Below are 26,922 nucleotides of genomic sequence, written 5' to 3'. Positions count from 1 at the left end.
ACCTCGAGTGCAGGGAAGAAGGCGCATCCACCGTGGCCCAGAACCACTCCTCCGACGCCCAGGCCACCTTTGGGGCCAACGACTGGCTCGTGGAGGACATGTACGACCAGTGGCGTGAGGATCCTGACTCGGTGGGCACCGAGTGGCAGGAGCTCTTCGCCACCTGGAGCCCCGAGGGCGGCGACGCCCCGCAGGCTGGTTCCGCCACGAAGAAGTCCTCCCCGAAGGCCACCGGCAGCGACTCCGCCCCGGCCGAGCAGGCCAAGGAGCGCGCGCGGGCCGAGAAGGCTGGCAAGGACGCGACCGGCGAGAAGCCGGTCGACCCGGTGAAGGCCGCGGCCGCCGACCCGACCTCCGACGAGGCCCCCGAGCGTCCGGCCAAGGTGCGCCGCGCTCCGGCCGAGAAGGTCGTCCCGTCGCAGAAGCGCTCGACCGTGCTGCGCGAGGACACCGCGCCGGCCGAGGGCCTCATCCCGCCGCGCCGCCGCCCGCTGAGCCGCGACATGCCCGGCCCGCGTGACGTGCAGGGCGAGGTCGAGGCGAAGACCGAGAAGATCAAGGGCACCGCGGCCGCCATCGTCAAGGCGATGGACGCCTCCCGCGAGGTGCCCACGGCCACCTCCGTGCGCGCCGTGCCCGCGAAGGCCCTGATCGACAACCGCATCGTCATCAACGGCCACCTGGCGCGCAACCGCGGTGGCAAGATCAGCTTCACCCACCTCATCGGGTACGCGCTAGTCAAGGCCGTGCGCGCGATGCCGGACATGAACTTCCTGTACGGCACGGACGAGAAGGGCAAGCCCACCGTCACCGACCCGGGCACCCTCAACCTCGGCATCGCCATCGACATGAAGAAGCCGGACGGCAGCCGCACGCTGCTCGTGCCGAGCATCAAGAACGCCGACCAGATGGACTTCACCCAGTTCTGGTTCGCCTACGACGCGATGGTGGCCAAGGCCCGCGACAACAAGCTCGACGTCAGCGACCTCACCGGCACCACGATGTCGCTGACCAACCCCGGCGGCATCGGCACCAACCACTCCGTGCCGCGCCTCATGTCCGGCCAGTCGGCCATCATCGGCGTGGGCTCGCTGGACTACCCGGCCGAGTTCCAGGGCATGGCCCCCGAGCGCATCGCCAAGGACGCCGTCAGCAAGATCCTCACGCTGACCTCCACCTACGACCACCGCGTCATCCAGGGTGCGGCCTCCGGCGAGTTCCTCAAGCTGGTGCACGGCTACCTGCTGGGCGAGGAGGGTTTCTACGACGAGATCTTCCAGTCCCTGCGCATCCCCTACGAGCCGGTGCGCTGGACCCCGGACATCGCCGCGGTGCACGAGGACGACCTCTCCAAGGACGCCCGCGTGCAGGCGCTCATCCAGGCCTACCGGGAGCGCGGCCACCTCATGGCCGACACCGACCCGCTGGAGTACACCCTGCGGCGCCACCCCGACCTGGACATCAACACCCACGGCCTGACCCTGTGGGACCTGGACCGCACCTTCGCCACCAACGGCTTCGGCGGCTCCGCCCGCCTGCCGCTGCGCGACATCCTGGGCATCCTGCGCGACTCCTACTGCCGCACCATCGGCGTGGAGTACATGTACATCTCCGACCCGGTGCAGCGCCGCTGGATGCAGGAGCAGCTGGAGCAGCCGTTCGAGAAGCCGGACCGCGAGGAGCAGCTCAACCTGCTGGGCCGCCTGAACGCCGCCGAGGCCTTCGAGACCTTCCTGCAGACCAAGTTCGTGGGCCAGAAGCGCTTCAGCCTCGAGGGTGGCGAGTCCGTCATCGCGATGCTGGACATCATCCTGCGCGACGCCGCCGTGAACGGCCTCTCCGAGGTGTGCATCGGCATGCCGCACCGTGGCCGCCTCAACGTGCTGGCCAACATCGCCGGCAAGTCCTACGCCCAGATCTTCCGCGAGTTCGAGGGCGAGTCCGGCTCGGCCCACGGCTCGGGCGACGTGAAGTACCACCTGGGCACCTCGGGCACCTACAGCGACGACGAGGGCAACGAGGTGGGCGTCTACCTGGCCGCCAACCCCTCGCACCTGGAGGCCGTGAACCCGGTGCTCGAGGGCATTGCCCGCGCCAAGCAGGACCGCGTGGCCACGCAGGACGGCGAGTACCCGGTGCTGCCGATCCTGCTGCACGGTGACGCGGCCTTCGCGGGCCAGGGCGTCGTGGCCGAGACCCTGCAGATGAGCGGCCTGGCCGGCTACAAGACCGGCGGCACCATCCACATCGTGGTCAACAACCAGGTGGGCTTCACCACCTCGCCGCTGGAGGGCCGCACCGCGCGCTACTCCACCGACGTGGCCAAGATGATCGAGGCGCCGGTGTTCCACGTGAACGGCGACGACCCCGAGGCCTGCGCCCGCGTGGCCGAGCTGGCCTTCGCCTACCGCGAGGCCTTCCACAAGGACGTCGTGGTGGACCTGGTCTGCTACCGCCGCCGTGGTCACAACGAGGGCGACGACCCCTCGATGACGCAGCCGCAGATGTACAACCTGGTGAACAACAAGCGCTCCGTGCGCAAGATCTACCAGGACTCCCTGCTGGGCCGTGGCGACATCTCCGAGGACGACGCCAAGGCGATGCTGCAGGACTACCAGCAGAAGCTGGAGTCGGTCTTCACCGAGACCAAGCAGGCCCTCAAGGAGAACGCGGCCAACGGCAACGCCGGCCAGAAGGACCAGGAGCAGGTGGAGCACGGGTGGGACTCCCCCCTCGACACCTCCATCGAGCCGGAGCTGCTGAAGCGGCTCGGCGAGGTCTTCTCCGACGTGCCCGAGGGCTTCACCGTGCACCCCAAGCTCGGCAAGCTGCTCGAGCGCCGCACCGCGATGACCACCGAGGGCGACATCGACTGGGGCATGGGCGAGCTGCTCGCCTTCGGTGCCACGCTGGCCGGTGGCCGTGACGTGCGCATGTCCGGCCAGGACGTCCGCCGCGGCACGTTCACCCAGCGCCACGCCGTGATGGTGGACAACGTGACCGCCGACGAGTGGACCCCGCTGCGTCATATCAGCGAGGACCAGGGCCGCTTCGACGTCTACGACTCGCTCCTGAGCGAGTACGCGGTGCTCGGCTTCGAGTACGGCTACGCGGTGGAGGACGACGAGGCCCTCGTGCTCTGGGAGGCCCAGTTCGGCGACTTCGTCGACGGCGCCCAGACGATCATCGACGAGTTCATCGCCTCCTCGGAGCAGAAGTGGAACCAGCGCTCCCGCGTGGTGCTGCTGCTGCCGCACGGCTACGAGGGCCAGGGCCCGGACCACTCCTCGGCCCGCATCGAGCGCTTCCTGACGCTGGTGGCCGAGAACAACATGACCGTGGCCTACCCGTCCACGCCGGCCAACCACTTCCACCTGCTGCGCAAGCAGGCCGAGAGCGAGCCCGGCCGCCCGCTGGTGGTGTTCACGCCCAAGCAGCTGCTGCGCGTGAAGGCCGCCGTGAGCCCGGTGAAGGACTTCACCGAGGGCCGGTTCCAGCCGGTGCTCGGTGACCCGGCCCAGCCGGACGCCCAGGCCGTCAAGCGGGTGCTGGTGTGCTCCAGCCGCGTGTTCTACGACCTGGCCGCCGAGCGCGACAAGCGTGGCGCGAAGGACGTGGCCATCGTGCGCGTGGAGCAGCTCGCCCCGCTGCCGGCCGAGGAGCTGGCGCAGGAGCTGGCGCAGTACCCCGACGCCGAGCTGGTGTGGGTGCAGGACGAGCCGTTCAACCAGGGCGCGTGGCCGTACATGAAGGTCAACCTGCCGGGCGCCCTCGCGGAGCACGGTGAGGAGCGCGAGATCCGCCCGGTGGCCCGTCCGGCCTCGGCCTCCCCGGCCACCGGCGTGGGCTCCAAGCACAAGAACGAGCAGGCGGACCTGATCCGCCGCGCTTTCGAGGAGTGAGCCCCGTGGACGCCTTCCGCGAGCGCTACCACCGCGAGCTGGCCCTCTCGCTGGACATCACCGACGACGTGGTGGACGGCGAGGACCAGTTGCCCACCGGCTGGCACCTGCGCAAGCCGGTCTCGGCCGAGACGCCGGCCATGACCCGGCTGCTCGCCGCTCACCAGGAGGCGGTGCTGGGCAAGGCCAGCACCGCCTGGGTGGACGTCGACGACCGCGTCCTGGGCCGTGGTGCGGAGTTCCGCTTCCACCGCATCGCCCAGGACGCCGAGGGCGAGGTGCGCGGCTGGGTCAACGTCCACGACCGCGCCGTGCACCGCGTGATGCTCGACGTCTACCTCGACCCCCGGCTCGTGGCCGGGGAGGTCGAGGGCGTGGACCCGGTACAGGTCTGGAAGGCCCTGTTCGCCTGGGGCCGCGCGGCGGCGATCCGCATCGCGTGGCGCCGCGGCGTGCAGGAGACGACGCTGGACGCCAGCCCCTACGAGGCGGACACGTTCACCCGTGAGCGCCTCGCCGAGGTGGGCTTCGAGCACACGCGCACGTGGTGGCAGATGCGTCGCCCGGTGGACCCCTCGGAGGCCGACGTGGAGACGCTCGGTGCGCCGAAGGACGGGCTGGTCATCCGCATGGTCGACCAGAACACCTCGGGCCGCCTGCCCAACGAGGACGACCTGCGCCAGGTGCACCAGACGCTGGAGGACTCCTTCCGCGACCACTTCAACAGCCAGCCCGAGCCCTTCCTGGAGTTCGTGAGCCGGCTGCGTGAGGACCGCGCCCACCGGTGGGACCACTGGTGGATCGCCGAGCTCGAGGAGGACGGCACCCCCGCCGGGGCCGTCATCGCCGCCGCGGTGCTCGATGACGGGCCGCTCGACGAGCAGTTGCGCCGCGCCGAGGAGGGCCTCCAGCAGGCCGTCCCGGAGGCGGTGGGCAGCTACGTGGAGTACCTCGGCGTGACGCGCGCCGCCCGCGGCCGCGGCGCGGCCAAGGGCCTCCTGCACGCCGTGATCCGCGACGCCGCCGAGCGCGGGCGCCAGTTCGTGGACCTGGAGGTCGACGCGAGCTCCCCCACCAACGCACACGAGATCTACTCGGCAATGGGGTGGCGCACCAAGTACTCCACCGACACCTGGCACGCCACCCTGCAGGTCCCGCAGGGCTGAGAGGCGTCGACACCACGGTCCGGCGCACGCGATGATGTGCGCCGGACCGGTAGGTTCCCCCACGCACCCACCCACGAACCCCAAGGAGCCGGCGTGACCGACACCCGCCCCACCTATCCCAGTGACAGCACCCGCCCCACCTTCGACAGCAAGCAGCAGTTCCAGGTGAGCGAGGGCCAGCGGCGCATCGGGCTGTGCTTCGTGGGCGACGGGTCGGTGGCCGGCTACGGCGACGAGCGGGCCCTGGGCTGGGTCGGCCGCGTGATGGCCCGCACCCCCCTGGAGCACGTGGACCTGGCCGCCTACAACCTGGGCGTGGTGGGTGCCACCTCCGCCCACCTCCTGGCCCGTTGGCGCACCGAGTGCGACCCGCGCTGGGAGCAGCGCAACGAGCGCCGTCTGGTCATCGGCGTCGGTGCCGGGGACCCGGAGGCCGCGCTGACCACCGCCCGCTCGCGCCTCAACGTGGCCAACATGCTCGACGACGCGGCCACGCACGGCATCGCCACCTTCGTGGTCTCCCCCACCCCGGTGGTGGACGCGGTGGCCAACGAGAAGCTGCGCGCCATCGTGGACGCGCAGGCCGACGTGTGCGCGCGCCGCGGCGTCCCGTTCGTGGACTGCTTCACCCCGCTGCTGGGCCACCAGCAGTGGGAGGCCGAGATGCTCGCCGGCGACGGCCGCAACCCCGGCCGCACCGGCTACGGCCTGCTCGCCTGGCTCGTGCTCAACGGTGGCTGGCACCGCTGGATGCGTCTGGGCGAGTGAGTCCCCGCATCGGCCTGGCGCGTGTCTCCGGCCGCTCGATGGAGCCGGTCCTCCGGGAGGGGGACCGGCTCCTCGTGCTCCACGGGGCGCGACCCCGCCCCGGCCGGCTCGTGGTCGCCCAGCTCCCGCCCGGCCCGGCCGGCCCCCGCCCGATGGGGGTGAAGCGCGCCACCCACCGCCGAGTGGTGGACGACGACGTCCGCTGGTGGCTCGCCAGCGACAACCCGGGTGCCGGAACGGACTCGCGCACCTTCGGCCCGGTCGCGGCCGGTGCGGTGGTGGCCGTCGTCCTGGCCCGCCTCCCCCGACGGCGCCGGTGGGCCTCACACCGCCGACGGAGGGCCTGAGCCGGTTCCGCCGGTTACGCTGGGGCCCCCTCTGTGGTGGACCGACCCCGATGGTCGGGCCGCACCGCCGGAGGACCCGTGACGTCCCTCCACCCCCACGAGCAGGAGCAGACCCGTGCAGCAGGACACCACCGACGCCGCCCGCCGCGACCCCCGCGCCGAGGTGGTGGAGGACTCCCGCCCCTGGGGTCGTTTCGAGCAGTTCACCCACAACGAGCAGTCCACGGTGAAGCTCATCACCGTGCTGCCGGGCCAGCGCCTCTCCCTGCAGGTGCACGAGCACCGCGACGAGCTCTGGGTGGTGACCCATGGCCCCGTGACCGCGCAGGTGGGCGACGAGACCACCACGGTGGAGGCCGGCGGCCGTGTGTGGATCCCCCGCGGCGCCACCCACCGCCTGGGCAACCCGGGCACGCAGGACGCACAGGTGCTCGAGGTGGCCTTCGGCACCTTCGACGAGGGCGACATCGAGCGCCTGGAGGACGACTACTCCCGCGGCTGAGGCGGGTTGCCCGTCGCGGAGCCGCGCCCCGTGGCGAGGTTCGCCATGTGACGAACGCCGTAGTCCACGGCGTGGGGCGCGCCGCCCACCGTCGGCTATCTTCGGGGTGGTCCCCTCGGGGACCGCACCACCACCGACGAGAGGGAGACCGTGGCGAACGATCTGCGCAGTGACCAGACGACCCGGGACCGAGCGGTCCGCCTGACGTGGGCGGGGATCGACGCTCTCCTCTGGTTCGTCGCGACCTGGGCCGCCACCGCGCTGCGGTTCGACTTCTCGATCGGCGAGGCCCATCTGCTGGGAACGATCGGTATGGCCGCGTTGGCCGCCGCGTTCCATGTGGCCCTGGGCCTCGTCGTCGGCCCCTACGCGGTCGGCCACCAGCGGGGCTCCTTCGAAGAGGTCGCCGACCTCGCGCGGGTCACACTCATCACGATGGCTGTGCTGCTCGTGGTGGAGCTGGCCAGCCCCGGCGTGGGTGTCCCCCGCAGCGTCCCGCTCATCGCGGGCCTGGTGGCCCTGGCCGGCATGCTGGCCGTGCGCTTCGTGCTCCGTGCCCGGAACACGCGGCAGGCAGCCTCGGCCGACCGCGAGCACCGGGCCCTGATCTTCGGGGCGGGCTCCGCCGGCCGGCAGCTCGTCCGGTCGATCATCGAGGACCCCAAGGCCGCCTACACGCCGGTCGGCTTCGTCGACGACGCCCCGAGCAAGGCGAAGCTCCGGATCGACGGCGTGCGCGTCCGCGGCACGCGGCGGGACATCAAGGCCCTCGCCGAGGCCCACGACGCGAGCCACCTCATCATCGCCCTCCCCAATGCGGACTCCGAGCTCCTGCGCGAACTCACCGAGCTCGGCGACGAGGCCGGCCTGCGCACCATGGTGCTCCCCCCGGTCGCCAGCATCGCCGACGGCCGCCCGCAGGTCTCGGACCTGCGCGACATCAACCTCGCCGACCTGCTGGGCCGCCGCCCCATCGAGCTGGACCAGGCCGCCATCTCCGCCGAGCTCTCGGGCAAGGTGGTGCTGGTGACCGGCGCCGGCGGCTCCATCGGCTCCGAGCTGGCCCGCCAGATCTCCAAGTTCAAGCCGGCCAAGCTGCTGCTGCTCGAGCGCGACGAGTCCTCCCTGCAGGCCACCTCCATGAGCCTCGTCGGCCACGGCCTGCTCGACTCCGACGACCTGGTGCTCGCCGACATCCGCGACCTGCAGGGCCTGCACGCGGTCTTCCAGCGCCACCGCCCGGAGGTCGTGTTCCACGCCGCGGCGCTCAAGCACCTGCCCCTGCTGGAGGCCTACCCGCACGAGGCGTGGCTGACCAACGTCATGGGCACCCACAACGTGCTCACGGCCGCGAGCGCCGCCGGGGTGCGCACCTTCGTCAACGTCTCCACCGACAAGGCCGCCAACCCCACCAGCGTTCTCGGCTACTCCAAGCGGCTGGCCGAGCGCATCACGAGCGACTTCGCCGGCAAGGAGCCCGGCCGCTACGTCTCGGTGCGCTTCGGCAACGTCCTCGGGTCCCGCGGGTCGGTCATCCCGGCCTTCACCGCGCAGATCCGCAAGGGCGGGCCGGTGACGGTCACCCACCCGGACGTGGAGCGCTACTTCATGCTCATCCCCGAGGCCTGCCAGCTGGTGATGCAGGCCGCCGCCATCGGGCACGACGGCGAGGTGATGGTGCTCGACATGGGCACGCCGGTGAAGATCGTGGACGTGGCCAAGCGCCTCATCGCGATGTCCGGCAAGCGAGACGTCGAGATCACGTACACCGGTCTGCGCCCGGGCGAGAAGATGAGCGAGGAGCTCTTCAAGCCGGGTGACGACGCCCGCGTCACCGGCCACGAGCTGGTCTCCGCCGTGGACGTGCCGCTGCTCGACCGCGACGTGGTCCGCGACCTGGTCTTCGACGACGCGGAGTCGGCCCGGGCATACATGGACCGGGAGGCCACCTTCGACCTCGAGGTGCGCCGCACCGACGACACGCAGAGCAACGCGGTCCTCGGCGATGGGCGCACGCACCCCGAGCAGGAGGGCGCCCACCCCGCCCGCGACCTCTGACGCGCCACCCCACCCGTCGCGGTATCGCTGCCCACGTACTAGCGTGGGCAGCGACGAACACTCCCGCGAAAGGTTGTGACATGTTCTCCCGCTTTGTCGCCCCCACCCTCGAGGTCAGCGCCCACTGCGACCTGCCCTGCGGCGTCTACGACCCCGCTCAGGCCCGCATCGAGGCCGAGTCCATCAAGGGCATCATCGCCAAGGTCGACGGTGAGAAGGCCGGTGACGCCGACTTCCGCACCCGCGCCATCATCATCAAGGAGCAGCGCGCCGAGCTCGTGAAGCACCACCTCTGGGTGCTGTGGACCGACTACTTCAAGCCGCCGCACTTCGAGAAGTACCCCCAGCTGCACCAGCTGGTCAACGAGGCCACCAAGCTCGCCGGTGCCTCCGGCGCCAAGGGTGCGCTGGACGCCGAGGTGGCCGACCAGCTGCTGGCCAAGATCGACGAGATCGCCGAGATCTTCTGGGAGACCAAGAAGGAGGCCTGAGCCACTTCCTCCCCTGCCCGAGGGCGTCACCGGTCACCGGTGGCGCCCTCGGCGCGTGCGGGGTCGGTCGCTCAGTCCTCCCGCAGGCCACGCACCACCCGACGGGCGATGGCGACCACCTCGGGGTCGAACTCGTAGCCCTGCTGCATCGAGATGCGGGACATGGCGCGCTTCAGGGCCTCCGGGGTACGACGGCCACCGGCGTAGTCGTCCACGGCGTTGGCGACCTTGAGGATTCGGGCGGCCCGGGGGACATCCGCGCGGTAGGTCACGTGATCGATGAAGGGGTGCGCCTGGTGCCGCAGGGCGTCGATGACCGGCGCGTCCTCCGGCATCTCGGCGGCGATCTCCGCCGAGCGGGCCGCGATGCGCTGCTGGTCCAGGGGCGCCAGGAGGCTCGTGCTCCCGTCGGTGATGCGGGTGTTGAGGGACACCAGTCCGACGTCATGGATGAGGCCCGCCCGCCGGAGCTGGTCGCGTTCCACGGCGGAGAGGCCCAGGGAGGCGGCGATGCCCACGGCCACCTCGGCCACGCGCTGGCCGTGCCCGTCCCGGGTGTACCCACCCACGTCAGGGAGGCGTGAGAGGGCCGTGACCGTCTCCTGCGCCACGGCCAGCGCGCGGTGGCGCCCCTGCAGGGCGGCCGCGATGTTGAGCAGGGGTGCCAGGGCGAGCGGGGCGAACCACCAGCCCACCGGGGGCACCCCGGCGATGAGGGCCGCGGCGGTGGCCGCCATGCTCAGCGTGGCGAAGGCCTCGGCCGGCCGGATCGCCCGTGGTCCCCGGCGCCCGGACCCCCCGCGCCCCGCCATGAGCTCCACCACGAGGCCCGCCCCTGCCGTGAGCGCCACGAGCAGCGAGAGCCACCCCTTGGCCACGGGAGCCCACCAGATCGCCGCCACGAGGAGGCCGGTGACCGCGGAGCCCCCGAACCACCACAGCAGGTCCGGGGTGACGGATGCTCCGGGGTGCCTTCGGCGGGAGAGGGCGAGCGCTGCGGTGCTGCTGACCGCGGCGGCCACCAGCGCAGCGACCACGCCGTCCAGCCCCCCGCACGCGGCGATGGCGCTCAGGCCCACAAGGCCGATCTGGCCGGCCCTGGCCACCAGCCACATCGGCATGAGGAACCGGGGCCAGCGCCGCGCCACGAGGACCGCGGCAACGAGCACCACTGCGAGGAGGACGGCCCCGCCCTGTGCGGCGCTCACGCGGCACCCCGGACGGCGCGCGGCAGGTCGTGGCGCCACCACCCCGGTAGGTCCTCGAGGGCGACGTCGTGGCGGCGCAGCACCGGCCGTGCCTCCCGGAGGCCGTCGACGGCGCGCCGGTCGTAGCGCGTCGGGTCCGCCTCCAGCAGGTCGCAGATCTCCTCGACGGTGATGTCCGGCCGCTCGATCACCAACGCGTCGACCGCATCGGCCACCTGCAGCACCCGGAGCTCGATCGGCTGGGCACGCTCGGTGTCCATCTCGGCCCCGGCAGGCACCGGCACGTGGCTGTCCCGGATGAGGCGCGCCGCGGCATCGAGGAAGGGCAGCCCCTGCACCATGCGGGCACCCTGCTCACCGTGCCCCTGCTCGCGCTCCCCCTCCTGCGGGGGCAGGGCCACGAACCCGATGTCGTGCAGCCGTGCCGCCAGGTCGAGGCTCTCCATCTGGTGGGGGCCCAGACGGAGATGACGCCCGACCTCCTTGGCGTACTCGGCGACACGGGCACCGTGCGGTTCGAGGTACGGGTCGCTGGTCTTGGCGGCTCGCATGAGGGTGCGCAGGGCACGGGTCTGGACCGTCTCGGCCTCCTGGATGGTGGCCAGGACGGCCATGTGCACCATGAGCGGCACTGCCGCCACGAGGAGCCCCAGCCCGCGGGGGTGGATGCCCCAGGTGGCCAGGGCGAGCACCACACTGCCGAGCACCTGGTTGAAGGATCCCACCCGCAGGACAGTGGCGGCGTCACGTGCCAGAGCGGGCAGTCCGTGCCCGCGCAGGAGAGCCAGACCCGGCACGATGAGCAGGATGTTCGTCAGCAGCTGTGAGAGCGCGCCGACCACGGTGGGCCAGGCGACGTCCTGAATGGGGTGCCGGGCGTTCCCGAGGTATTCACCGCCGGCCCAGTGGAAGCCCCACCACCCCGCGCTGCTCATGATGACGAAGGTCCCCACGTTGTAGGCATGGACCTGCCACGGCTTTCTCGTCCGGGGGACCACCACCGGAGCAAGGCACGCCATGAGCGAAGCCCACGGCCCGGCGAACAGCCAGGACAGTGCCTGGACCGTGCCCATGAGCGAGTGGCCGAGGCCGAGCCACCGCGTCACGGCCGTGTACCGGTGCGCGGCAGCCGCCAGGACGACCAAGAAGACCGCCATCGGCCAGTATCTGACCTCGGGGAGCGGGACCAGGCACAAAGTCGTGGTGCCGACGACCAAAGCCGTCGGCACCACGCCCCAGAGGAGACGGTTCATGCGTTCACGCTGTCACGCAGAGAACTTCCGCAGCGCGTCCTCGACCTCGATGGAGATGTTGCTGGTCTCGATGGAGATGTTCGCGGCGCGCGCAATCGTCTCGATGGAGATGTTGGCGGCGTGCGCGACCGTCTCGATGGAGATGTTGGCCGTCTGCGCGGCGTCGGACAGGGCGGTGATGGCCTCGATGAACATGGGGATCTCCTTCAATGGGGGCGTTGAGGGGCGCCACCAGTGTGGGCACCCCTCCCAGCCTTCTCCAAGGTTCGCCCCTCTTCTTGGGCAAATCTTTACCTTCGATCCAGCGTCGGCCCAGCCTCCGGCGTGACACTCAGGGGCCGCTCAGGCCTGACGGCGCACCACCGTCACGCTGGTGTGGATGTAGGTGACGATGCGCTCGCGGAGCTCGGTCGGCGCCGGCTCGCACGCACAGGACCGGCGCACGAGCTCCTTCAGGCGCGCGTCGCGCTGGTAGGCGGCCATGCACGGCGGGCACGACTCGAGGTGCGCCTGCAGGGCCCGGCAGTCGGCGTCGGACATCTCCCCGTCGAGGTAGGCGTAGACCTTCTCGAGGTACTCGTGACACATGCGGCTCACGACGAGACCTCCTCCACCTGAGACTTCCGACCGAAGCCGCGTTCGGCTCCGTACTCGGCCAACGCCTCGCGCAGCTGCTTTCTTCCGCGGTGCAGACGCGACATCACGGTCCCGATGGGGGTGTCCATGATCTCGGCGATCTCCTTGTAGGCGAAGCCCTCCACGTCGGCCAGGTACACGGCCATGCGGAACTCGTCGCTCAGCTGCGCCAGCGCCTCGGTCACCTGGGTGTCGGCGATGTGGTCCAGCGCCTCGGTCTCGGCCGAACGCAGCCCCTTGGCCGTGTGCGACTCCGCCGCCGCCAGCTGGTAGTCCTCCACCTCGGCGGCGTCGGACTCCAGCGGCTGCCGCTGCTTCTTGCGGTAGTTGTTGATGTACGTGTTGGTGAGGATGCGGTACATCCACGCCTTGAGGTTGGTGCCCGGCTTGTACTGGTGGAAGGCCGCGAACGCCTTGGCGTAGGTCTCCTGCACCAGGTCCTCGGCGTCCGAGGGGTTGCGGGTGGTGCGCAGCGCCGCGCTGTACAGCTGGTCCAGGTGCGGCAGGGCCTCGCGCTCGAAGCGGGCAGCCTGCTCCTCGGGGGTCTCGGTGGCCACGTCCACGACGTCGTCGGCCGACCCGGCCGTGGTCGTGGCGGGCTTCTCACGGGTGGTGGGCGTCATCGCAGACCCTCCTGGAGGCTCGTCATCCGGGACATCGTAGGTCGGTGCGGCGCGCCGCGGGCCGGTGTTCGCGCTGGGCGCAGCCGGTGTGACCCACATCGCGGAGACCCGCTCCCTGACCCGACGGCCGCCGCCCCTGTCCCGGGGTACGGTGACCGGAGTCCCGAGTGCCCACCGGAAAGGCCCCCCGATGACCGAGCGCATCCACCTCTCGATGGCTGACATCTCGGATGCCGAGGAACAGGCCGTTGTCCGCGCGATCCGCTCCGGCTGGGTCGCCCCGCTGGGACCGGAGGTGGACGCCTTCGAGGCCGAGCTCGCCGAGCGGGTGGGCGCGAAGCACGCCCTCGCGCTGAGCTCCGGCACCGCGGCCCTGCACCTGGGTCTGATCCACCTGGGGGCCCGCCCCGGCACCCACGTGGTCACCAGCTCCATGACCTTCGCCGCCACCGCCAACGCGATCGCCTACACCGGCGCGACCCCGGTGTTCGTCGACTCCCAGGCGTCCGACGCGAACGTGGACCCGCAGCTCATGCTGCAGGCCGTGCGCGACCTCAAGGACCGTGGCGAGACCGTGGTCGCCGCCGTCCCGGTGGACCTCTTCGGCCGTGCCTGCGAGATGGACGTGCTCGAGGCCGGGCTGGTCGAGCTGGACGTCCCCCTGTTCTGCGACACCGCGGAATCGCTGGGCGCCCGGCTGGGCGACCGCGCCGCGGGCTCCTTCGGGCTGGCGTCGGCGTTCTCCTTCAACGGCAACAAGATCATGACCACCTCCGGCGGGGGCATGCTCGTCAGCGACGACGAGGCGCTCATCGCCCACGCGCGCAAGCTCTCGACGCAGGCCCGTGAGCCCGTCCCGTGGTACGAGCACACCGAGCACGGGTACAACTACCGACTGTCCAACATCCTGGCGGCCATCGGCCGCGCGCAGCTGGGCCGGCTGGACGACCTGATCGGCCGTCGCCGCGCCATCCGGGAGCGCTACGTGGAGACCATCGGTGCGCTCGAGGGCGTGCGGGTGCTCGGGGACCAGGACGACGCCCACTTCGACAACTGCTGGCTGACCAGCATCGTGGTGGACCGCCCCGGCTTCGACGTGGACGCGGTGCAGGGCGCCCTCTCCGGCCAGGGCATCGAGGCCCGCCACCTGTGGAAGCCGATGCACATGCAGCCGGTGTTCGCCGACACCCCGGTGGTGGGTGGCGAGGTGTGCGAGGAGCTCTTCCGCACGGGCCTGAACCTGCCGAGCAGCAGCACCATGACCGACGAGCAGCAGGAGCGCGTCATCGAGGCGCTCACGACGCTGCTGGACGCCTGAGGGGCCTCGTGAGCTACGCGCCGGTGAAGCGAGCACTCGACCTCGCGCTGACCGTTCCCGCCTTCGTAGCCTCACTGCCGGTGCAGGCCGCGGCAGCCGTGGCGATCCGCACCACTCTCGGCTCGCCGGTGTTCTTCCGCCAGACGCGGCCCGGTCTGCACGGTGAGCCGTTCGAGATGATCAAGTTCCGCACCATGCACCACGTGGACGAGGCTCGTGGCCGCGTGACCGATGCCGAGCGCATGACGAGGGTCGGGTCCTTCCTCCGTTCCACGAGCATCGACGAGCTCCCCACGCTGTGGAACATCGTCCGGGGCGACATGAGCCTCGTCGGCCCCCGCCCACTCCTGATGAAGTACCTTCCGCTCTACTCCCCCACGCAGGCCCGGCGTCACGAGGCCAAGCCCGGACTGACCGGGCTGGCCCAGGCCTCGGGGCGCAACTCCCTGACGTGGGAGGAGCGGTTCGCGCTCGACGTGGAGTACGTGGACCGCCAGAGCCTGGTGCTGGATCTCAAGATCCTTGCGCACACGGTCGGCGCGGTGCTTTGCCGTGAAGGAATCGCCGAAGACGGGCAGGCGACGATGACGGAGTTCCGTGGGAGCGGGGAGAGCGCGTGAGCCCTACTGAGATTCTCGTCTGTTCGTCCGCCGTACTGGTCCTACTCTTTCGGCGCGGTCCACGCTCGTCCGTCATGGCCTATGTCGCGGCCTACTTCGCCTTCTTCTCCTTGGGCCCCGTCGTAAACACGATGCGAGGCGAGGACATCTACGAAGGCACCGTGGTGTCAGAGGTCCCGGATGCCTGCATCGCATACCTAGTCGTACTCGTCGCCTGGCTCACTGTGGACCTGCTGGCGCGGGACTCCCAAGCCCTCCGGACGAACCCCTATTGGCGGCGCGACGACGGGACACGATGGACAGGCTACTCCGTGGCCCTCTTCATCCTGACCCTCTACGGGGGGTTCTTCGCACTCCAGCTGGCCGTCCTCAGCCCCTTTGAGAAGGCCGTGTCCGTCGGCACCGCCCCCGCGCTGCACTACCAGTATGTCCTTCTGGAGACCATCGCCCTGTCGATGCTCTTCTTCATCTGGCCGGACAAGACGGCTCGCAAGTGGTATTTCCTCAACGCGGTCGTTTTCATTGCCTATGGACTACTGTCAGCGGAACGCGACTTCATTTTCCTGATCTTCAGCCTGTTCGTCCATGCAACGACGTTCGGACTGCTGCGCTCAGCCCGATGGACACCGATCGTCGGGGGCACCTTCGCGGTCTTGGGAACATGGATCTTCGCGACGCGAGGAAATGGTGACCTCGACACGACCGGAGTGCTCAACCAGGGGTCCCTCCTCTTCGTCGACACCTACCTCTTGAGTCGCTACCCCATCAATGACACCGACGCGACCCACTCCTACTGGAACATGATCAGTGGAGGCTCGAGCTCGGGGTTCACCTCATTGAGCGACTGGTTCGTGCAGTTCTATCTCGATTCCCACGCGAAGGCGGGGTACGGCTTCTCCCTCGTGGGCGAGGCGCGCCTCAACGCGGGCCTGGTCGGCGTCTTTGTCGTCTTTGCGCTACTGGCCGTGTTCCACAAGTACCTACTCACCAAGGCCACCACGTGGCGGCCGGCACTCTTCTTCGCGCCGCTGTTCATCACCTTCCTCATGTATTCGATGCGCGGCGACCTTGACATGCTGCTCTCAACGCTCTTGTACGGAGCAGTCTTTCTCCTGGTCGTGTGGCTGACTCGCACCACGGCTCCAGCCAAGGCCGTCCCCCGCACCACGCAGCCGAGCACCGATCCTGCACCCCGGGTGCGTGCCGGAGGTGCAACAGTTGCACGTTAAGGTCGGCCCATGACCGCGGGGCAACAGCAGTTACCCCGCGGTCATGGGCCGACCTTGTCCCGCAAGAGGCCAAGCACTCGAGAGCCGCCGTACAATGCCCATCCCCTTCACGAGTCCGAGGGCATGGACAGAGCGGCCCATGTCAGACCCGAGAAGGAAGACGCACCGTGGATGGTAGGACGATGACCGAAGGAAAGACGAAGAACGGAAGAATCGAATGGATGGACGCGGTACGGGGCTTGGCCGTCCTCCTAGTGGTGTTGCTCCACGTTCCCGTCCTGCCGATGCAGCTGGGAGCCGAGCCCCCTCCATGGCTTGAGCGGTGGCAGTTCGCCCTTCAGCCGTACCGAATGCCCACCTTGCTCTTTCTTTCAGGCATGCTCTTGGAGTCCTCGCTGACGAAGGGAACCAAGCGTTACATCTCCGGAAAGCTCAAGGGGATCGTTTGGCCGTACCTGGTCTGGACCTTCGTGACGGTCGTGGCCTTCCGTGAGACGGAGGCACTCCTTGACCCGCGCACCTGGATCATCGGCTACCACCATCTCTGGTTCCTGATGGTCCTGACCGCTTGCTACGCGCTCGGTCTCCTGGCCAACTCTCTACCGGTGTGGGTCTTCCCCGCCCCCTTGGCCCTCATCGCCATCGGCGCATACACGTTCGTCCCTGATCTGGCAGTGGCGAAGCTGGTCATCCACTACGCCTGGTGGAGCAGCTTCTTCTTCCTGGGCGCCACATCGCGTCACTGGATGACGAGATGGCAGTCCACACGCGGTCTCGTGCCCGGCGTTCTCGCCGGGTTCGTTCTTCTGTGGTCGGTCTTCGTCGTGGTCGATCCAGAGGCGCGCTGGTCGCGCGGGATCCACGCCTATGCCCTCTCCGTGGGCGGTGTACTGCTTCTGATCTGGTGCGCAAGCCGTATCTCGTGGCCCCGTTGGATGCAGTGGGTGGGGAAGAACTCCATCGTGTGGTACTTGGTCCACGGCGCAGCCATCGGAGGGTGCTGGCTCTTCCTGGAGGACCTGGGCGTGACATCTTGGTGGATCGTCACCCCCATCCTGTTGGTGGTTGGTTACCTCGTCCCGCTGGCTCTTTCTCCGTTCGCGAGGACGCCGCTGTTCCGCTGGTCCAGGACCACACCACCGATCCTCACCGGGCGCAACGCGTAAGCCAGATCGCCGGGGATCTTCAGTTCACACCAAACCGCGCCGGGTCGCCACCCCTGGGCGGCTCACCGGCAGCCCTGCGGCGACGTGCAGGACCACCCAGGCCACATTCAAGGCGTGCCCACCACCGGCCTCTGCGACGGCACCGCCACGAGAAAGCCCAGCCGGATGATGGCCTGGACCAGGGCTGCCGTTGCAGCAGCAACCGCAGCTCCCGTGAGGCCGCCCCGGGCGGTGAGGAACCACGCCAGCGGTACCACCACCAGCACGGTGAGCAGGGTCGAGTACAGCTGAGCACGGAACAAGCGACGTGCAGCGAGTCCCAGATCGAACATCCATCCCACCGCGGCGAGCCCCAGCGACACGACGAGCCAGACCAGGACCGGGACGTCCACGAAGACGTCCTTCTCGTACAGCAGGCGAAGCACCGGCGCACCGAGCAGCCAAGCGACGCCTGCTGCAACAGGGGTGAGGGCCAGCAGACCTGCCGCCCAGATGGCTGTCGCCCGGACCACTGCGCGGATACCACCGCTCTCACGCAGGGAGACCAGTCGTGGCAGCAGCACCGTGGCCACGGCCCCCACCACGGTCAGCCCCGCGATCTGGATGTAGGAGATGGCCGAGTACACGGCCAGCGCCTCGGCCCCCAAGATGTCCTCGATGGCATACCGGGGGATGTTGGCCAGGAATGACGTCACCGCCGACGCGATCCCGGCAGGAGCCGCCACGAGAAGGAGTCCACGCCACGACGTGGCGGGGCTCGCCCTCCAGAAGTGCAGGGTGAGGGGTCCCAATCCCTGCTTCTGAGCCAGAACCAGAAGCCACGCCAACGCGCTGAAGGAGGCGGCGACACTGCCGCTCACAGCGATCTGAGCCGGCACACCACCAAGCAGCATGGCCCCCACCACCAACGGCGTGAGGAATCCGTTGGCGATCTGACTGAGCGCCACGGGCCCAAAGCGTTCCTGCCGTTGGAACCACGCGTAGAACACCTCCCCGATCGCGTCCAAGGCCTTCGCCACAGCAACCATGGCGACGACGAGCGTCAGGTGCCCCAGCGCCAGGGCGAGCAGAAAGACCAACCCAACTCCCACGACGGAGCACAACAGACGGAGTCGTGCATAGTCCGGGAACCGGTGGTCCATGTCTTCATCGGTGAGAGCAACGACACGCATGCTCAGGTTCGTCAGCATGAAGACAGGCGTGCACACCGCCAGGGCCCACGCGAACTGCCCCATCACCTCCAAGCCCGCCCAGCGGCTCAGTGCAACGACGAGGGCCCACTGACCCAGGTTGAAGGCAAGGCTGCCCGCGAGAGCCTGGCCCGCCTTTCCCGTCATGCGCCTCCGTTCCTCGCACGATGCTCCTGTGCGAGCGATCGGAGCGTCGCAACCCACTCCGCGAACGCCTCATCGACGCGCTCCTGGACGTACCCCTCAGCGGTCTCCAGCGAGAGCCTCGAGGACTCCTCATAGACCACCGGATCGAGCAGGCTTGCCACGGCGCGAGCGAGGCCTCGGTGGTCATCCACACCCACGAGTCGATCGGACGGCACGAGTTCCGGCACACCACCGACCGGTGTCGCTACGACAGGGAGACCGGTGGCCATGGCCTCAACAACCACCCTTGGCAGCCCCTCGGTCCGTGACGGATGCACCAAGATGTCGGCCGCCTCCATGGCCAGCCGCACCTCCGACCGACTCACGGCCCCGGTGAACTCCACCGAGTCCGTCAGACCGAGCTCACCGGCGAGTTCCTTCAGGTCCTCGTGGAGCCGACCCCCGCCCACAAGCACGAGGTGTGCCCGGACGCCGTCTTCACGCAGGTGGCCGAGGGCGCGGATCGCGATGTCGTGCCCCTTGTAGTTCGTCTCCTGCGACCCCACGGCCAGGAGACGAACCCTCTCTCCCGTCATGGCGCGAGGCTCGCTGCGCAACTTTGCACGCGGGATACGCACGTTGGGAATACCAAAAACCGGGCGGCCAAGGGCGGCCGGATAGACCGCCTGCAGGTTGCTTCGAGTCACGAACCGTGCGGCGGCAGCATGGGACACCACCCAACGGGTGACCTTGGCCGCCCCCTTGGCGGCTCGTCTGGCCACTTCCCCGGCTGCACCACTGGACAGCACGTCAAGAGGGTCACCGACCATCTCCGTCACATAGGGGACGCCACGGCAGCGAGCGCTCAAAGCTGCGAGGGTACCGATGGGGCCCGGGACACGGCAGATCACCAGATCGCTCTGCGCGACAGCCCGGTCGACGGCAAGGATCAAGGGCAGAGAAGCACGCACCAACTCGCCTGCACCGTGGTACTCGGGCAGCGGGACGAGAGCCGAGGTGCTCACGACCTCACCGCCCGTGATCTCCTCCGGGGCCGACGTACGGCCTGCAACGCGCAGCGTCCCTCCCAACGCTGCGTACCGGCCCCACTGCGAGTCGCCATTCGCACCATCGGGTGCAGTGACCCCGGCGAGCCCTCGATGAAAGTGCGCCTCCGTGAAGGCCGTGACGACCGGATCACCGGAACCCACGACGCCCTGCACGGCATCGGCCACGCTCTCCGCAGCCGAGGGTGAGTGGAACAACCGCACCATACGGTCGCGCGCAGCCACCCCCATCGCCCGCAGACGTCCCTCCACGAAGGCCTGGTGCGCTGCCCGCAGTCGGTCCGCCAAGGCTGGGACATCCCCCCGCGGGAATACCCAGCCACTTGCAGTGTCCACGGTCTCGGGCAGACCCCCGGCGTCACTGACGATGGAAGGCAGCCCGAGCGCCCCGGCCTCGCAGGCCGCCCCGTGGTTCTCGGAGAGCGAAGGGCTCACACTCACGTCAGCCGCGGCGTAGTAACTGGCCACGTCGGTGACCTTGCCGGTCCACAACAAGCCGCGTCCCGGATAGCGAGCCATCAGCTCCTGCCGGTAGACCTCTCCCTCATCGTCGAAGCCACCCCCGACGATGAGCAGGCGGACACCCTCCTGGCCAGCCGCGAACTCATCCCACGCCTCGATCAGCGTGTCGTGACCCTTCACACCGGTCGTGTACCCGGCGAGTGTCTTGGGTGCGTAGACGTAAGCCACGATGATCGCCACGAACTCGTCCTCCAGGATCCCCAGTCGACGCCGAGCCCGGCGCCGTTCTTCGGGGGTGGCAGGAACGAAGGCCTCCGCGTCCACGCCGTAGGGCACGACCGTGTGGTTCCCCGGGCGAGGACCGGCGAGCTGCTCGTACCGCCGGAAGGTGTACTCGGAACCGGAGATGAGGGTGTCGTCCAGCGCGCGCAGGAACCCCTCCAGCCGGGCGATGATGGGTGAATCAAGGTACAGCGGCCCCGCCACCATGTGGACCCTCCGCAGCGGAAGACCGATGGTGGACAAGCGTCCCGCCAGTGCCGAGGCGTAGAGGTGGTACAGCACGACGTCAGGGCACACCTGACGAACAAGGCTCCGCAACGCGAGCAGGCCCCGCAACGTCGAGAAGCGCGGCCCGAACTCGAAGTCGAATGGGCTCGGCAGGACCTCGATGCTCTCGCCGTCCAGAGCTCGGCGGAGCTTGCCGTCCCCTTCCGGTATGCACACGACGACTTCCTCCCCCCGAGCCCGCAGCGCTCGAACCTGGGGGAGGATCCACATCCCCCCTTCATTCGTCTTCAGAAGGATCAGCACGCGCATGCGCCCAGACTCCTTCAGAGCGACCTGAAGTACTCGAGCGTCTCGGCGATGCCCTGCTTCAGGGTCACGGGCTCCACGTCGGGGAACAGCGACATGAGGGAGTCGTTCATCGCCTGGGAGTGCTTTACGTCGCCCGGGCGCGGGTCCCGGTGCACGACCTCCGCGGCCTGGCCGGAGACCTCCTGAATCTGGTCGATGAGCTCCAGCAGCGTCGTGTTGGTGCCGAATGCAAGGTTCACCGGCTCGGGATTGGTCACCTTGCGCTCGGCAGCATCCAGAAGGACTCGACACACGGTGCCCACGTACGTGAAGTCGCGGGAGTTGGAGCCGTCACCGTTGACCGGCAGTGCCTCCCCCTTGAGCAGGGCGTCCAGGAAGATCGGGATGACCGCGGCGTACACGTGGCCGGCCCGCTGCCGCGGCCCGTAGACGTTGAAGAAGCGGAACGCCAAGGTGTCCATGCCGTAGGACTGCTGGAAGGCGAGGGTGTACTGCTCGGTGGCCAGCTTGGAGACGGCGTACGGGGACATCGCCCGAACCCACTCGCGCTCGTGCTTGGGCATCGCCGGGTTCATGCCGTACACCGAGCTGGACGAGGCACAGGCCACGTGCTTGACCCCTGCGTCACGCGCGGCCTCGAGCACACGCAACGTGCCGGTCGCGTTGGCCTCGTGCGTGGCACGGGGGTTCGCGATGGAGCGCGGCACGCTGCCGAGGGCGGCGAGGTGCGTCACCGACTCGACGCCCACCATGGCCGAGGCCATGAGCTCGTCGTCAAGGACCGAGCCCTCACGGAAGTCCACGTCGAGCCCGTCCAGGTTGTCCCGGTACCCAGTGGAGAGGTCATCAACGACCACCACCTGGTGCCCCTTGTCCAGGGCGAGGCGGGTGAGGTTGGAGCCGATGAACCCGGCTCCTCCAGTGATCAGAATACGCATCTTGGCTCCAGACTGGGGTTCGGGACGGCCTCCAAGGTAGCCCATCCCCGGAGAGGCGTCGGGAGGACGGCACTGATGAGACTGTGCCACCAGTCACACGCGCGGTCCCTGTCCGTCACGGACGTCTTCCGTACTCACCGCCGCCGGGGACCCCAGGCCATACGCACGAGACGTCGCACAGCACCCGGCAACTGGCGCAGCCCCTTCGCCCAGTGCTCCGGCGTGCGCCGCAGACGTTGCGCCCAACCGTTGCGCTCACCCCACAGAGGCGGGGGGACCAGCGCATAGGCCAAGAGCCTCAACCGCGGCATCACACCCGGTGTATCCCAGATGCGGGCGAGCCACATCGCTGTCCCGGTGGGCTGGTTGCTCACCACCTGCCAGTAGTAGGAGCGCCGCTCGGGGTGGAACAACTCAGGCAACCGGGTGGCCGCGGCCTGGGCCCCTCCAAGCTCGTGCACCATCGTCACGCCACGCCCGAACTCACGGCTCGTCCACCCATCGTGGACGAGCCTGGCGTCATGATCCATCGGGTTTCGCGCGGCATTCACGATCAGCACGGCACCGTGGGCACACCGCTTCGGGACTGCACAATTGCGACCGCCAAGACGTATATACTCGCGCCCCGCCCACAGGCAGCGAAAGACATCGGTCGGCGAGGCCGAGAACCCGGGAAAGTGTCGGTGCACGTCGATGGTGAGGCCCCAGAGAGGGTGCTCGAGGACGACGGCGTGGTTCGACAGATCCAGATCGTGCGCATCCCGGCCGATCGTCCAGCCGCCCCGGGTGAGCGCCTCCACGAAGCGGTCCGCCTGACCGGGCCGCACGAGGACATCCACGTCGGTGCCGATCCGGGTCCTTGCCGTGAACTGCTCGCGGGCGACCGCTCCCTTGACTGCCAGGATGTCCACTCCCGAGGAGTCCGCCACGTACTGGCACAGGGCATGAATGAGGTCAAGTCGTTCCCTGACCTCGACCTCGTGCGTAGCCACGCGGGCTCCCTCTCTCCCGAGCACTTTCCGTCGAGCATAGAGTACGTGCCGTGTCCATCTCTCGTAACAAGCGTCCGGGCGGATCGTCACAACTGGTGCTGGTCGGCGCAGGGGGTCACGCCCGCGAGGTACTGGCTCTGGTGCGAGCCGGCGTACTCCCCCCGGCTCCCGCTCACGTCCTGGGAGCGGTGGACGATGGGTCTCCGGACCCCGAGGTACTCGAGCGCATCTCACTCCGCAACCTCGGTGGCACCGAAGAGCTCGCACGCTTCCCCGGTGCCAGGTTCACCGTGGGCATCGGTTCGGGCTCGATTCGGCTGGAGTTGGCCGAGCGCGCTTTGGACGCGGGCCTGGTGGAGGCGACACTCGTGAGCGCCCAGGCCCACATCGGCCCCGACGTCCGCATGCACGAGGGGTGCGTCGTGTTCCCGTTCGCGACGGTCACCACCAACATCGAACTGGGCTCGCACACCCATGTCGGCCGCGGTGCCGCGGTCGGTCACGACAGTCAACTCGGCCCTGGGGTCACGGTGATGCCGAACGCCTCGGTCTCGGGGAACGTCACCATCGGCGCCCGCTCCACCATCGGGACCGGTGCCGCAGTGATCCAAGGGGTCGCCATCGGCTCCGACGTCATGGTGGGCGCCGGAGCCGTGGTGGTCCGCGACGTCCCCGACGGCGTGACGGTGGTGGGATCCCCCGCCCGCCCGCTTCCCACGAGGTGACGCGGGGCACTCTCACCCCACAGGACGCTGTCGGCGCGCGGCGTTAGGCTGACAACGAGTCCGTCCACGACAGAGGAGACCCTCATGGACCCCATCCGCATGATCGCCCGCCCGATGCTCGGTGGCATCTTCCTCGCCTCCGGCATGCAGCACGTGAAGAACCCGTCCTACGGCGCCGAGATCGCCCAGCAGGCCGCGGACGAGGTGCTGGAGCCCGTGGGCGTCCAGACCGATGGCGAGACCCTGATGAAGGTGCACGGCTACGTGTCCGTGGTCGCCGGTGCCGGTCTGGCCCTCGGCGTGGCCCCGCGCCTGTGCGCCCTGGCCCTGGCCGCCGACGTGACCGCCGTGAACCTCTCCACCCACCGCTTCTGGGAGCAGGACGGCGAGGAGCGTCAGGGCACGCAGATCCAGTTCATGAAGGACCTGGCCATCGCCGGTGGCCTGCTGCTGGCCTCCGTGGACACCGCCGGCAAGCCGGGTCTGGCCTGGCGCGCGCAGAACGCCGCCTCCATCGCCGGTGACCGCGCCGACCACCTGGGCACCGTGGCCGCGCTCAAGAAGGACGTGCTGGCCCTCCAGGCCGAGAACAAGGCCCTGCAGGCCAAGGCCACCGTGAGCGGCTCCGCGGGCAAGGCCACCGGCAAGGCTGCGGGCGTCACCGGCCTGCTGGGCAGCCAGGCCAAGGCCGGCAAGAAGGCCTTCGCCGCCAAGAAGCGCAAGGACTCCTTCATCGACCGTGCGCTGGACGCCGTCGAGGACTCCTACAACACTGCCAAGAAGAAGGTCGCCTGAGCACCAGGCCGATCACATGAGCACCAACCCGACGGGGCGTGCGGACCACACCGGTGGATCCGCGCGCCCCGCGGCGTACCCCGCGCCCCTCGCCCACACCCCGCTGAACGCCACCGTGACGGTTCCCGGCTCCAAGTCCTGGACCAACCGCTGGCTCGCCCTCGCCTCACTGGCCAGCGGCCCGAGCAGCCTCATTGCCCCCTTGGAGGCCCGCGACACGCGGCTCATGGTGCAGGCGCTGCGCTCCCTCGGCCACGCGGTCGCCGAGTCCACCGATGCCGACGGCACCGTCCGCTGGACCGTCTCCCCCGCCACCCGCTGGCAGGCCCCCACCGAGCCCGTGGACTGTGGCCTGGCCGGCACCGTGCTGCGCTTCCTGGTGCCGCTGGCCTCCCTGGCCGACGGCCCGGTCACCCTCACCGGCGACGAGCGCCTCGGCCACCGACCGCTGACGCCCCTGCTCGATGCCGTGCGCTCGCTGGGCATGACCGTGGAGCCCGGGTCCAATGGGTCCGTGCTCCCTCTGCGGCTCGCAGGTGCGCTCACCCAGGCCGACCCCGACGACGCCCGCGTGGAGGTGGACGCCTCGGCCTCCAGCCAGTTCGTCAGCGCCCTGCTGCTGGCCGGGTGCACCGTGCCCGGCGGGCTCACCGTGCACGCCACCGGCGACGTGCCGAGTCTCCCCCACGTGGAAATGACGCTCGCGGCCCTGCAGCACGTGGGCGTCCACACCGAGCAGCGCGACGAGCGCACCTGGTGGGTGGAGGGCCGCCGCCCCGACCCGTTCGAGGTCACCGTGGAACCGGACCTCTCCAGCGCTGCGGCCTTCCTGTGCGCCGCCGCCGTGGCCGGTGGCAGCGTCACCGTGCCCGGGTGGCCCACGCAGACCACCCAGGCCGGCGACCACGTGCGCGACCTGCTCACCCGGATGGGGGCCACCTGCACCTTCGACGAGCGGGGCCTGACCGTCACCGGTGGCGAGCTCCACGGCATCGAGGCGGACCTCTCCGCCGCCGGGGAGCTGACGCCCGTCATCGCGGCCACGGCGGCCCTGGCCGACTCCCCCAGCCGACTGACCGGCATCGGCCACCTGCGCGGCCACGAGACCGACCGCTTGGCCGCGCTGGCCACCGAGCTCAACGCCCTGGGCGGCGAGGTGAGCGAGCTGCCCGACGGCCTGGCCATCACGCCGCGCCGGTTGCACGGCGGGCTGTTCCACACCTACGCCGACCACCGTCTGGCCATGGCCGGGGCGATCCTCGGACTGCGCACCGAGGGCGTGGAGGTAGAGGACATCGCCACCACCGGCAAGACCGTGCCCGGCTTCGACCGGCTCTGGGACGCGATGGTGGGCGCCTGATGGCCCGCCGGCTCTCGGACTACAGCGAGGCCGACGTGCGCGTGCGGCCCAACAAGCGCGGCTCGCGGCCCCGCACCAAGCAGCGCCCCGCCCACGAGGACGCCACGCCCGGTCGGGTCCTGGCCGTGGACCGCGGGCGCTTCGACGTGCTCGTGGACGGCGTGCGCGTGCGGGCGATGAAGGCCCGGGAGCTGGGCCGCAAGGGCATCGTGGTGGGCGACGACGTCTCGCTGGTGGGCGACCTGTCCGGCGACCCGGACGCGCTGGCGCGCATCGTGCGCCGCGAGGCACGCACCACGCTGCTGCGCCGCACCGCCGACGACACCGACCCGGTGGAGCGCGTGCTGGTGGCCAACGTGGCCCGCATGCTCATCGTGACCGCCGCGGCGGACCCCGAGCCGCGTCCGCGCCTCATCGACCGCTGCCTGGTGGCGGCGTGGGACGCCGGCATCGAGCCCGCGCTGGTGGTGACCAAGGCCGACGTGGCCGACCCCGGCCCCCTGGTGGCGCAGTACGCCGCCCTGGACGTGCCCGCGCTGGTGGTGGCGCGGCGCGGGGACGACCCGCACGAGGGCCTCGATGCCGTGCGCGAGCTGGTCTCCGGCGGATGGTCAGTGCTCGTGGGCCACTCGGGGGTGGGCAAGTCGACCCTGGTGAACGAGCTGGTGCCCGGCGCCGGGCGCGCCACGGGCGGGGTGAACGACACCACCGGGCGCGGACGGCACACGAGCACCTCCGCGGTGGCCCTGGAGCTGCCCGACGGCGGCTGGGTGGTGGACACCCCCGGCATCCGCTCTTTCGGGCTGGCCCACGTCGATGCCGAGAATCTGGTCGGCTTCTTTCCGGACCTGGCCGGGGGCACGGAGGCGTGCCCCCGCGGCTGCCCCCACGAGGGCGTGGACGACTGCGGGCTGGACGGCTGGGTGGCGTCCGGGCAGGCAGGGGCCGGAGGGGCGGCGCGTCTTGACTCGTTGCGGAGGTTGCTGGCCGCGCGCGGCAGCGAGTGAGCCTGCGGCGGGGTCTCCCCGCCCCGTGTGCGGCCTGCTCCCCTCCACCCGAACTCCACGCTGCCGGAAAACGGTCGCTTCACCTACGTTTCCGCAACAGCGGAATGACAGCCCCCTGCTTGGGAAACGCTCGTTTCACCCCCTACGGTGCCAA

The 26,922-nt window shown here is 69.9% G+C and carries 24 protein-coding genes; 15 read left to right on the top strand and 9 right to left on the bottom strand.

Annotation, left to right across the window (positions count from 1 at the left end; all coding sequences use genetic code 11):
• The first annotated feature begins 32 nt into the window (after positions 1 to 32).
• The 7 genes from ACFFHC_RS06235 (at position 33) to sodN (ending at position 9,234) form a co-directional block, all read left to right on the top strand.
• Positions 33 to 3,902 carry a multifunctional oxoglutarate decarboxylase/oxoglutarate dehydrogenase thiamine pyrophosphate-binding subunit/dihydrolipoyllysine-residue succinyltransferase subunit gene (locus tag ACFFHC_RS06235; protein ID WP_101849030.1) on the top strand — a complete coding sequence of 1,290 codons (3,870 nt, stop codon included), beginning with the start codon at positions 33 to 35 and terminating at the stop codon, positions 3,900 to 3,902.
• 5 nt (positions 3,903 to 3,907) lie between these two features.
• The gene (locus ACFFHC_RS06230) at positions 3,908 to 5,068 is read left to right on the top strand and encodes a GNAT family N-acetyltransferase (RefSeq protein WP_083323440.1); all 1,161 of its coding nucleotides are present in this window, start codon (positions 3,908 to 3,910) and stop codon (positions 5,066 to 5,068) included.
• Positions 5,069 to 5,161: 93 nt separating this feature from the next.
• Positions 5,162 to 5,836 (top strand): GDSL-type esterase/lipase family protein, encoded by a 675-nt coding sequence (locus ACFFHC_RS06225; RefSeq protein ID WP_101849032.1) that lies wholly within the window; start codon positions 5,162 to 5,164, stop codon positions 5,834 to 5,836.
• Entirely contained in the window at positions 5,833 to 6,183 is a 351-nt protein-coding gene (locus tag ACFFHC_RS06220; protein WP_379803871.1) for a S24 family peptidase, read from the top strand. Before ACFFHC_RS06225 ends, ACFFHC_RS06220 begins: the two co-directional genes overlap by 4 nt.
• A 115-nt stretch (positions 6,184 to 6,298) precedes the next feature.
• Positions 6,299 to 6,685, top strand: coding sequence for a phosphomannose isomerase type II C-terminal cupin domain (locus ACFFHC_RS06215; protein WP_101849034.1), 387 nt, complete (start codon positions 6,299 to 6,301; stop codon positions 6,683 to 6,685).
• 150 nt (positions 6,686 to 6,835) lie between these two features.
• Positions 6,836 to 8,743: a polysaccharide biosynthesis protein gene (locus ACFFHC_RS06210; RefSeq protein ID WP_379803868.1), complete on the top strand. Its 1,908-nt coding sequence runs from the start codon at positions 6,836 to 6,838 to the stop codon at positions 8,741 to 8,743.
• An 80-nt stretch (positions 8,744 to 8,823) separates the two neighbouring features.
• Positions 8,824 to 9,234 carry a superoxide dismutase, Ni gene (sodN, locus tag ACFFHC_RS06205; protein WP_070703803.1) on the top strand — a complete coding sequence of 137 codons (411 nt, stop codon included), beginning with the start codon at positions 8,824 to 8,826 and terminating at the stop codon, positions 9,232 to 9,234.
• Positions 9,235 to 9,305: 71 nt separating this feature from the next.
• Here sodN and ACFFHC_RS06200 read toward each other — a convergent pair whose 3' ends face one another.
• The 5 genes from ACFFHC_RS06200 to ACFFHC_RS06180 all read right to left on the bottom strand — a co-directional run bounded on the left by ACFFHC_RS06200 (position 9,306) and on the right by ACFFHC_RS06180 (position 12,954).
• Positions 9,306 to 10,442 carry an HD-GYP domain-containing protein gene (locus ACFFHC_RS06200; protein WP_379803864.1) on the bottom strand — a complete coding sequence of 379 codons (1,137 nt, stop codon included), beginning with the start codon at positions 10,440 to 10,442 and terminating at the stop codon, positions 9,306 to 9,308.
• On the bottom strand, positions 10,439 to 11,695 hold the full coding sequence (locus tag ACFFHC_RS06195) for an HD-GYP domain-containing protein (RefSeq protein WP_379803861.1): 1,257 nt from the start codon (positions 11,693 to 11,695) through the stop codon (positions 10,439 to 10,441). The genes ACFFHC_RS06200 and ACFFHC_RS06195 overlap by 4 nt, the downstream gene beginning before the upstream one ends.
• A 12-nt stretch (positions 11,696 to 11,707) precedes the next feature.
• Positions 11,708 to 11,890, bottom strand: coding sequence for a hypothetical protein (locus tag ACFFHC_RS06190; RefSeq protein WP_101849040.1), 183 nt, complete (start codon positions 11,888 to 11,890; stop codon positions 11,708 to 11,710).
• Between the two features lie 147 nt (positions 11,891 to 12,037).
• Entirely contained in the window at positions 12,038 to 12,283 is a 246-nt protein-coding gene (rsrA, locus tag ACFFHC_RS06185) for a mycothiol system anti-sigma-R factor (RefSeq protein WP_070703820.1), read from the bottom strand.
• Positions 12,284 to 12,288: 5 nt separating this feature from the next.
• Positions 12,289 to 12,954, bottom strand: a complete 666-nt coding sequence (locus tag ACFFHC_RS06180) for a sigma-70 family RNA polymerase sigma factor (RefSeq protein WP_101849041.1) — start codon at positions 12,952 to 12,954, stop codon at positions 12,289 to 12,291.
• Positions 12,955 to 13,144: 190 nt separating this feature from the next.
• Between ACFFHC_RS06180 and ACFFHC_RS06175 the strand changes: the two genes are divergently transcribed.
• The 4 genes from ACFFHC_RS06175 to ACFFHC_RS06160 all read left to right on the top strand — a co-directional run bounded on the left by ACFFHC_RS06175 (position 13,145) and on the right by ACFFHC_RS06160 (position 17,287).
• Positions 13,145 to 14,272 carry a DegT/DnrJ/EryC1/StrS family aminotransferase gene (locus tag ACFFHC_RS06175; RefSeq protein ID WP_101849042.1) on the top strand — a complete coding sequence of 376 codons (1,128 nt, stop codon included), beginning with the start codon at positions 13,145 to 13,147 and terminating at the stop codon, positions 14,270 to 14,272.
• Between the two features lie 8 nt (positions 14,273 to 14,280).
• Positions 14,281 to 14,892, top strand: coding sequence for a sugar transferase (locus ACFFHC_RS06170; RefSeq protein ID WP_101849043.1), 612 nt, complete (start codon positions 14,281 to 14,283; stop codon positions 14,890 to 14,892).
• 74 nt (positions 14,893 to 14,966) lie between these two features.
• Positions 14,967 to 16,121 (top strand): O-antigen polysaccharide polymerase Wzy, encoded by a 1,155-nt coding sequence (gene wzy, locus ACFFHC_RS06165; protein ID WP_379803854.1) that lies wholly within the window; start codon positions 14,967 to 14,969, stop codon positions 16,119 to 16,121.
• Between the two features lie 182 nt (positions 16,122 to 16,303).
• A complete protein-coding gene (locus ACFFHC_RS06160; protein ID WP_379803851.1) occupies positions 16,304 to 17,287 on the top strand; it encodes an acyltransferase family protein in 984 nt (327 codons plus the stop codon).
• A gap of 107 nt (positions 17,288 to 17,394) precedes the next feature.
• Here the strand turns inward: ACFFHC_RS06160 and ACFFHC_RS06155 are convergent, their stop codons facing one another.
• From ACFFHC_RS06155 to ACFFHC_RS06140, 4 genes are all read right to left on the bottom strand, one after another.
• A complete protein-coding gene (locus ACFFHC_RS06155; RefSeq protein ID WP_101849047.1) occupies positions 17,395 to 18,624 on the bottom strand; it encodes a lipopolysaccharide biosynthesis protein in 1,230 nt (409 codons plus the stop codon).
• Positions 18,621 to 20,951: a glycosyltransferase gene (locus ACFFHC_RS06150; protein WP_101849048.1), complete on the bottom strand. Its 2,331-nt coding sequence runs from the start codon at positions 20,949 to 20,951 to the stop codon at positions 18,621 to 18,623. The genes ACFFHC_RS06155 and ACFFHC_RS06150 overlap by 4 nt, the downstream gene beginning before the upstream one ends.
• 14 nt (positions 20,952 to 20,965) lie before the next feature.
• Positions 20,966 to 21,889, bottom strand: a complete 924-nt coding sequence (locus ACFFHC_RS06145; protein WP_101849049.1) for an NAD-dependent epimerase/dehydratase family protein — start codon at positions 21,887 to 21,889, stop codon at positions 20,966 to 20,968.
• 134 nt (positions 21,890 to 22,023) lie between these two features.
• On the bottom strand, positions 22,024 to 22,881 hold the full coding sequence (locus tag ACFFHC_RS06140) for a nucleotidyltransferase family protein (RefSeq protein ID WP_379803846.1): 858 nt from the start codon (positions 22,879 to 22,881) through the stop codon (positions 22,024 to 22,026).
• A gap of 50 nt (positions 22,882 to 22,931) precedes the next feature.
• Between ACFFHC_RS06140 and ACFFHC_RS06135 the strand changes: the two genes are divergently transcribed.
• The 4 genes from ACFFHC_RS06135 (at position 22,932) to rsgA (ending at position 26,768) form a co-directional block, all read left to right on the top strand.
• Complete coding sequence (locus ACFFHC_RS06135) at positions 22,932 to 23,606, top strand: acetyltransferase (RefSeq protein ID WP_101849050.1); 675 nt, start codon at positions 22,932 to 22,934, stop codon at positions 23,604 to 23,606.
• Between the two features lie 84 nt (positions 23,607 to 23,690).
• The gene (locus ACFFHC_RS06130; RefSeq protein ID WP_101849051.1) at positions 23,691 to 24,401 is read left to right on the top strand and encodes a DoxX family protein; all 711 of its coding nucleotides are present in this window, start codon (positions 23,691 to 23,693) and stop codon (positions 24,399 to 24,401) included.
• Positions 24,402 to 24,417: 16 nt separating this feature from the next.
• Complete coding sequence (gene aroA / locus ACFFHC_RS06125) at positions 24,418 to 25,761, top strand: 3-phosphoshikimate 1-carboxyvinyltransferase (RefSeq protein ID WP_379803841.1); 1,344 nt, start codon at positions 24,418 to 24,420, stop codon at positions 25,759 to 25,761.
• On the top strand, positions 25,761 to 26,768 hold the full coding sequence (gene rsgA / locus ACFFHC_RS06120) for a ribosome small subunit-dependent GTPase A (protein ID WP_379803838.1): 1,008 nt from the start codon (positions 25,761 to 25,763) through the stop codon (positions 26,766 to 26,768). The genes aroA and rsgA overlap by 1 nt, the downstream gene beginning before the upstream one ends.
• The last annotated feature ends 154 nt before the right edge of the window (positions 26,769 to 26,922 follow it).

The sequence above is a fragment of the Kytococcus schroeteri genome, from assembly GCF_042433515.1.
Lineage (GTDB): Bacteria > Actinomycetota > Actinomycetes > Actinomycetales > Dermatophilaceae > Kytococcus > Kytococcus schroeteri.
Note: the sequence above shows the minus strand (reverse complement) of the source record. Positions and strands in the feature narration are given on the sequence as shown.

What these genes read in the sequence shown, in the direction of transcription:
- ACFFHC_RS06190 (WP_101849040.1), bottom strand. Translation starts at nt 11,890, where the DNA reads ATGTTCATCGAGGCCATCACCGCCCTGTCCGACGCCGCGCAGACGGCC.
- aroA (WP_379803841.1), top strand. Translation starts at nt 24,418, where the DNA reads ATGAGCACCAACCCGACGGGGCGTGCGGACCACACCGGTGGATCCGCG.
- ACFFHC_RS06150 (WP_101849048.1), bottom strand. Translation starts at nt 20,951, where the DNA reads ATGCGCGTGCTGATCCTTCTGAAGACGAATGAAGGGGGGATGTGGATC.
- ACFFHC_RS06195 (WP_379803861.1), bottom strand. Translation starts at nt 11,695, where the DNA reads ATGAACCGTCTCCTCTGGGGCGTGGTGCCGACGGCTTTGGTCGTCGGC.
- rsrA (WP_070703820.1), bottom strand. Translation starts at nt 12,283, where the DNA reads ATGTGTCACGAGTACCTCGAGAAGGTCTACGCCTACCTCGACGGGGAG.
- ACFFHC_RS06180 (WP_101849041.1), bottom strand. Translation starts at nt 12,954, where the DNA reads ATGACGCCCACCACCCGTGAGAAGCCCGCCACGACCACGGCCGGGTCG.
- ACFFHC_RS06145 (WP_101849049.1), bottom strand. Translation starts at nt 21,889, where the DNA reads ATGCGTATTCTGATCACTGGAGGAGCCGGGTTCATCGGCTCCAACCTC.
- ACFFHC_RS06130 (WP_101849051.1), top strand. Translation starts at nt 23,691, where the DNA reads ATGGACCCCATCCGCATGATCGCCCGCCCGATGCTCGGTGGCATCTTC.
- wzy (WP_379803854.1), top strand. Translation starts at nt 14,967, where the DNA reads ATGGCCTATGTCGCGGCCTACTTCGCCTTCTTCTCCTTGGGCCCCGTC.
- sodN (WP_070703803.1), top strand. Translation starts at nt 8,824, where the DNA reads ATGTTCTCCCGCTTTGTCGCCCCCACCCTCGAGGTCAGCGCCCACTGC.
- ACFFHC_RS06175 (WP_101849042.1), top strand. Translation starts at nt 13,145, where the DNA reads ATGACCGAGCGCATCCACCTCTCGATGGCTGACATCTCGGATGCCGAG.
- ACFFHC_RS06155 (WP_101849047.1), bottom strand. Translation starts at nt 18,624, where the DNA reads ATGACGGGAAAGGCGGGCCAGGCTCTCGCGGGCAGCCTTGCCTTCAAC.
- ACFFHC_RS06160 (WP_379803851.1), top strand. Translation starts at nt 16,304, where the DNA reads ATGACCGAAGGAAAGACGAAGAACGGAAGAATCGAATGGATGGACGCG.
- rsgA (WP_379803838.1), top strand. Translation starts at nt 25,761, where the DNA reads ATGGCCCGCCGGCTCTCGGACTACAGCGAGGCCGACGTGCGCGTGCGG.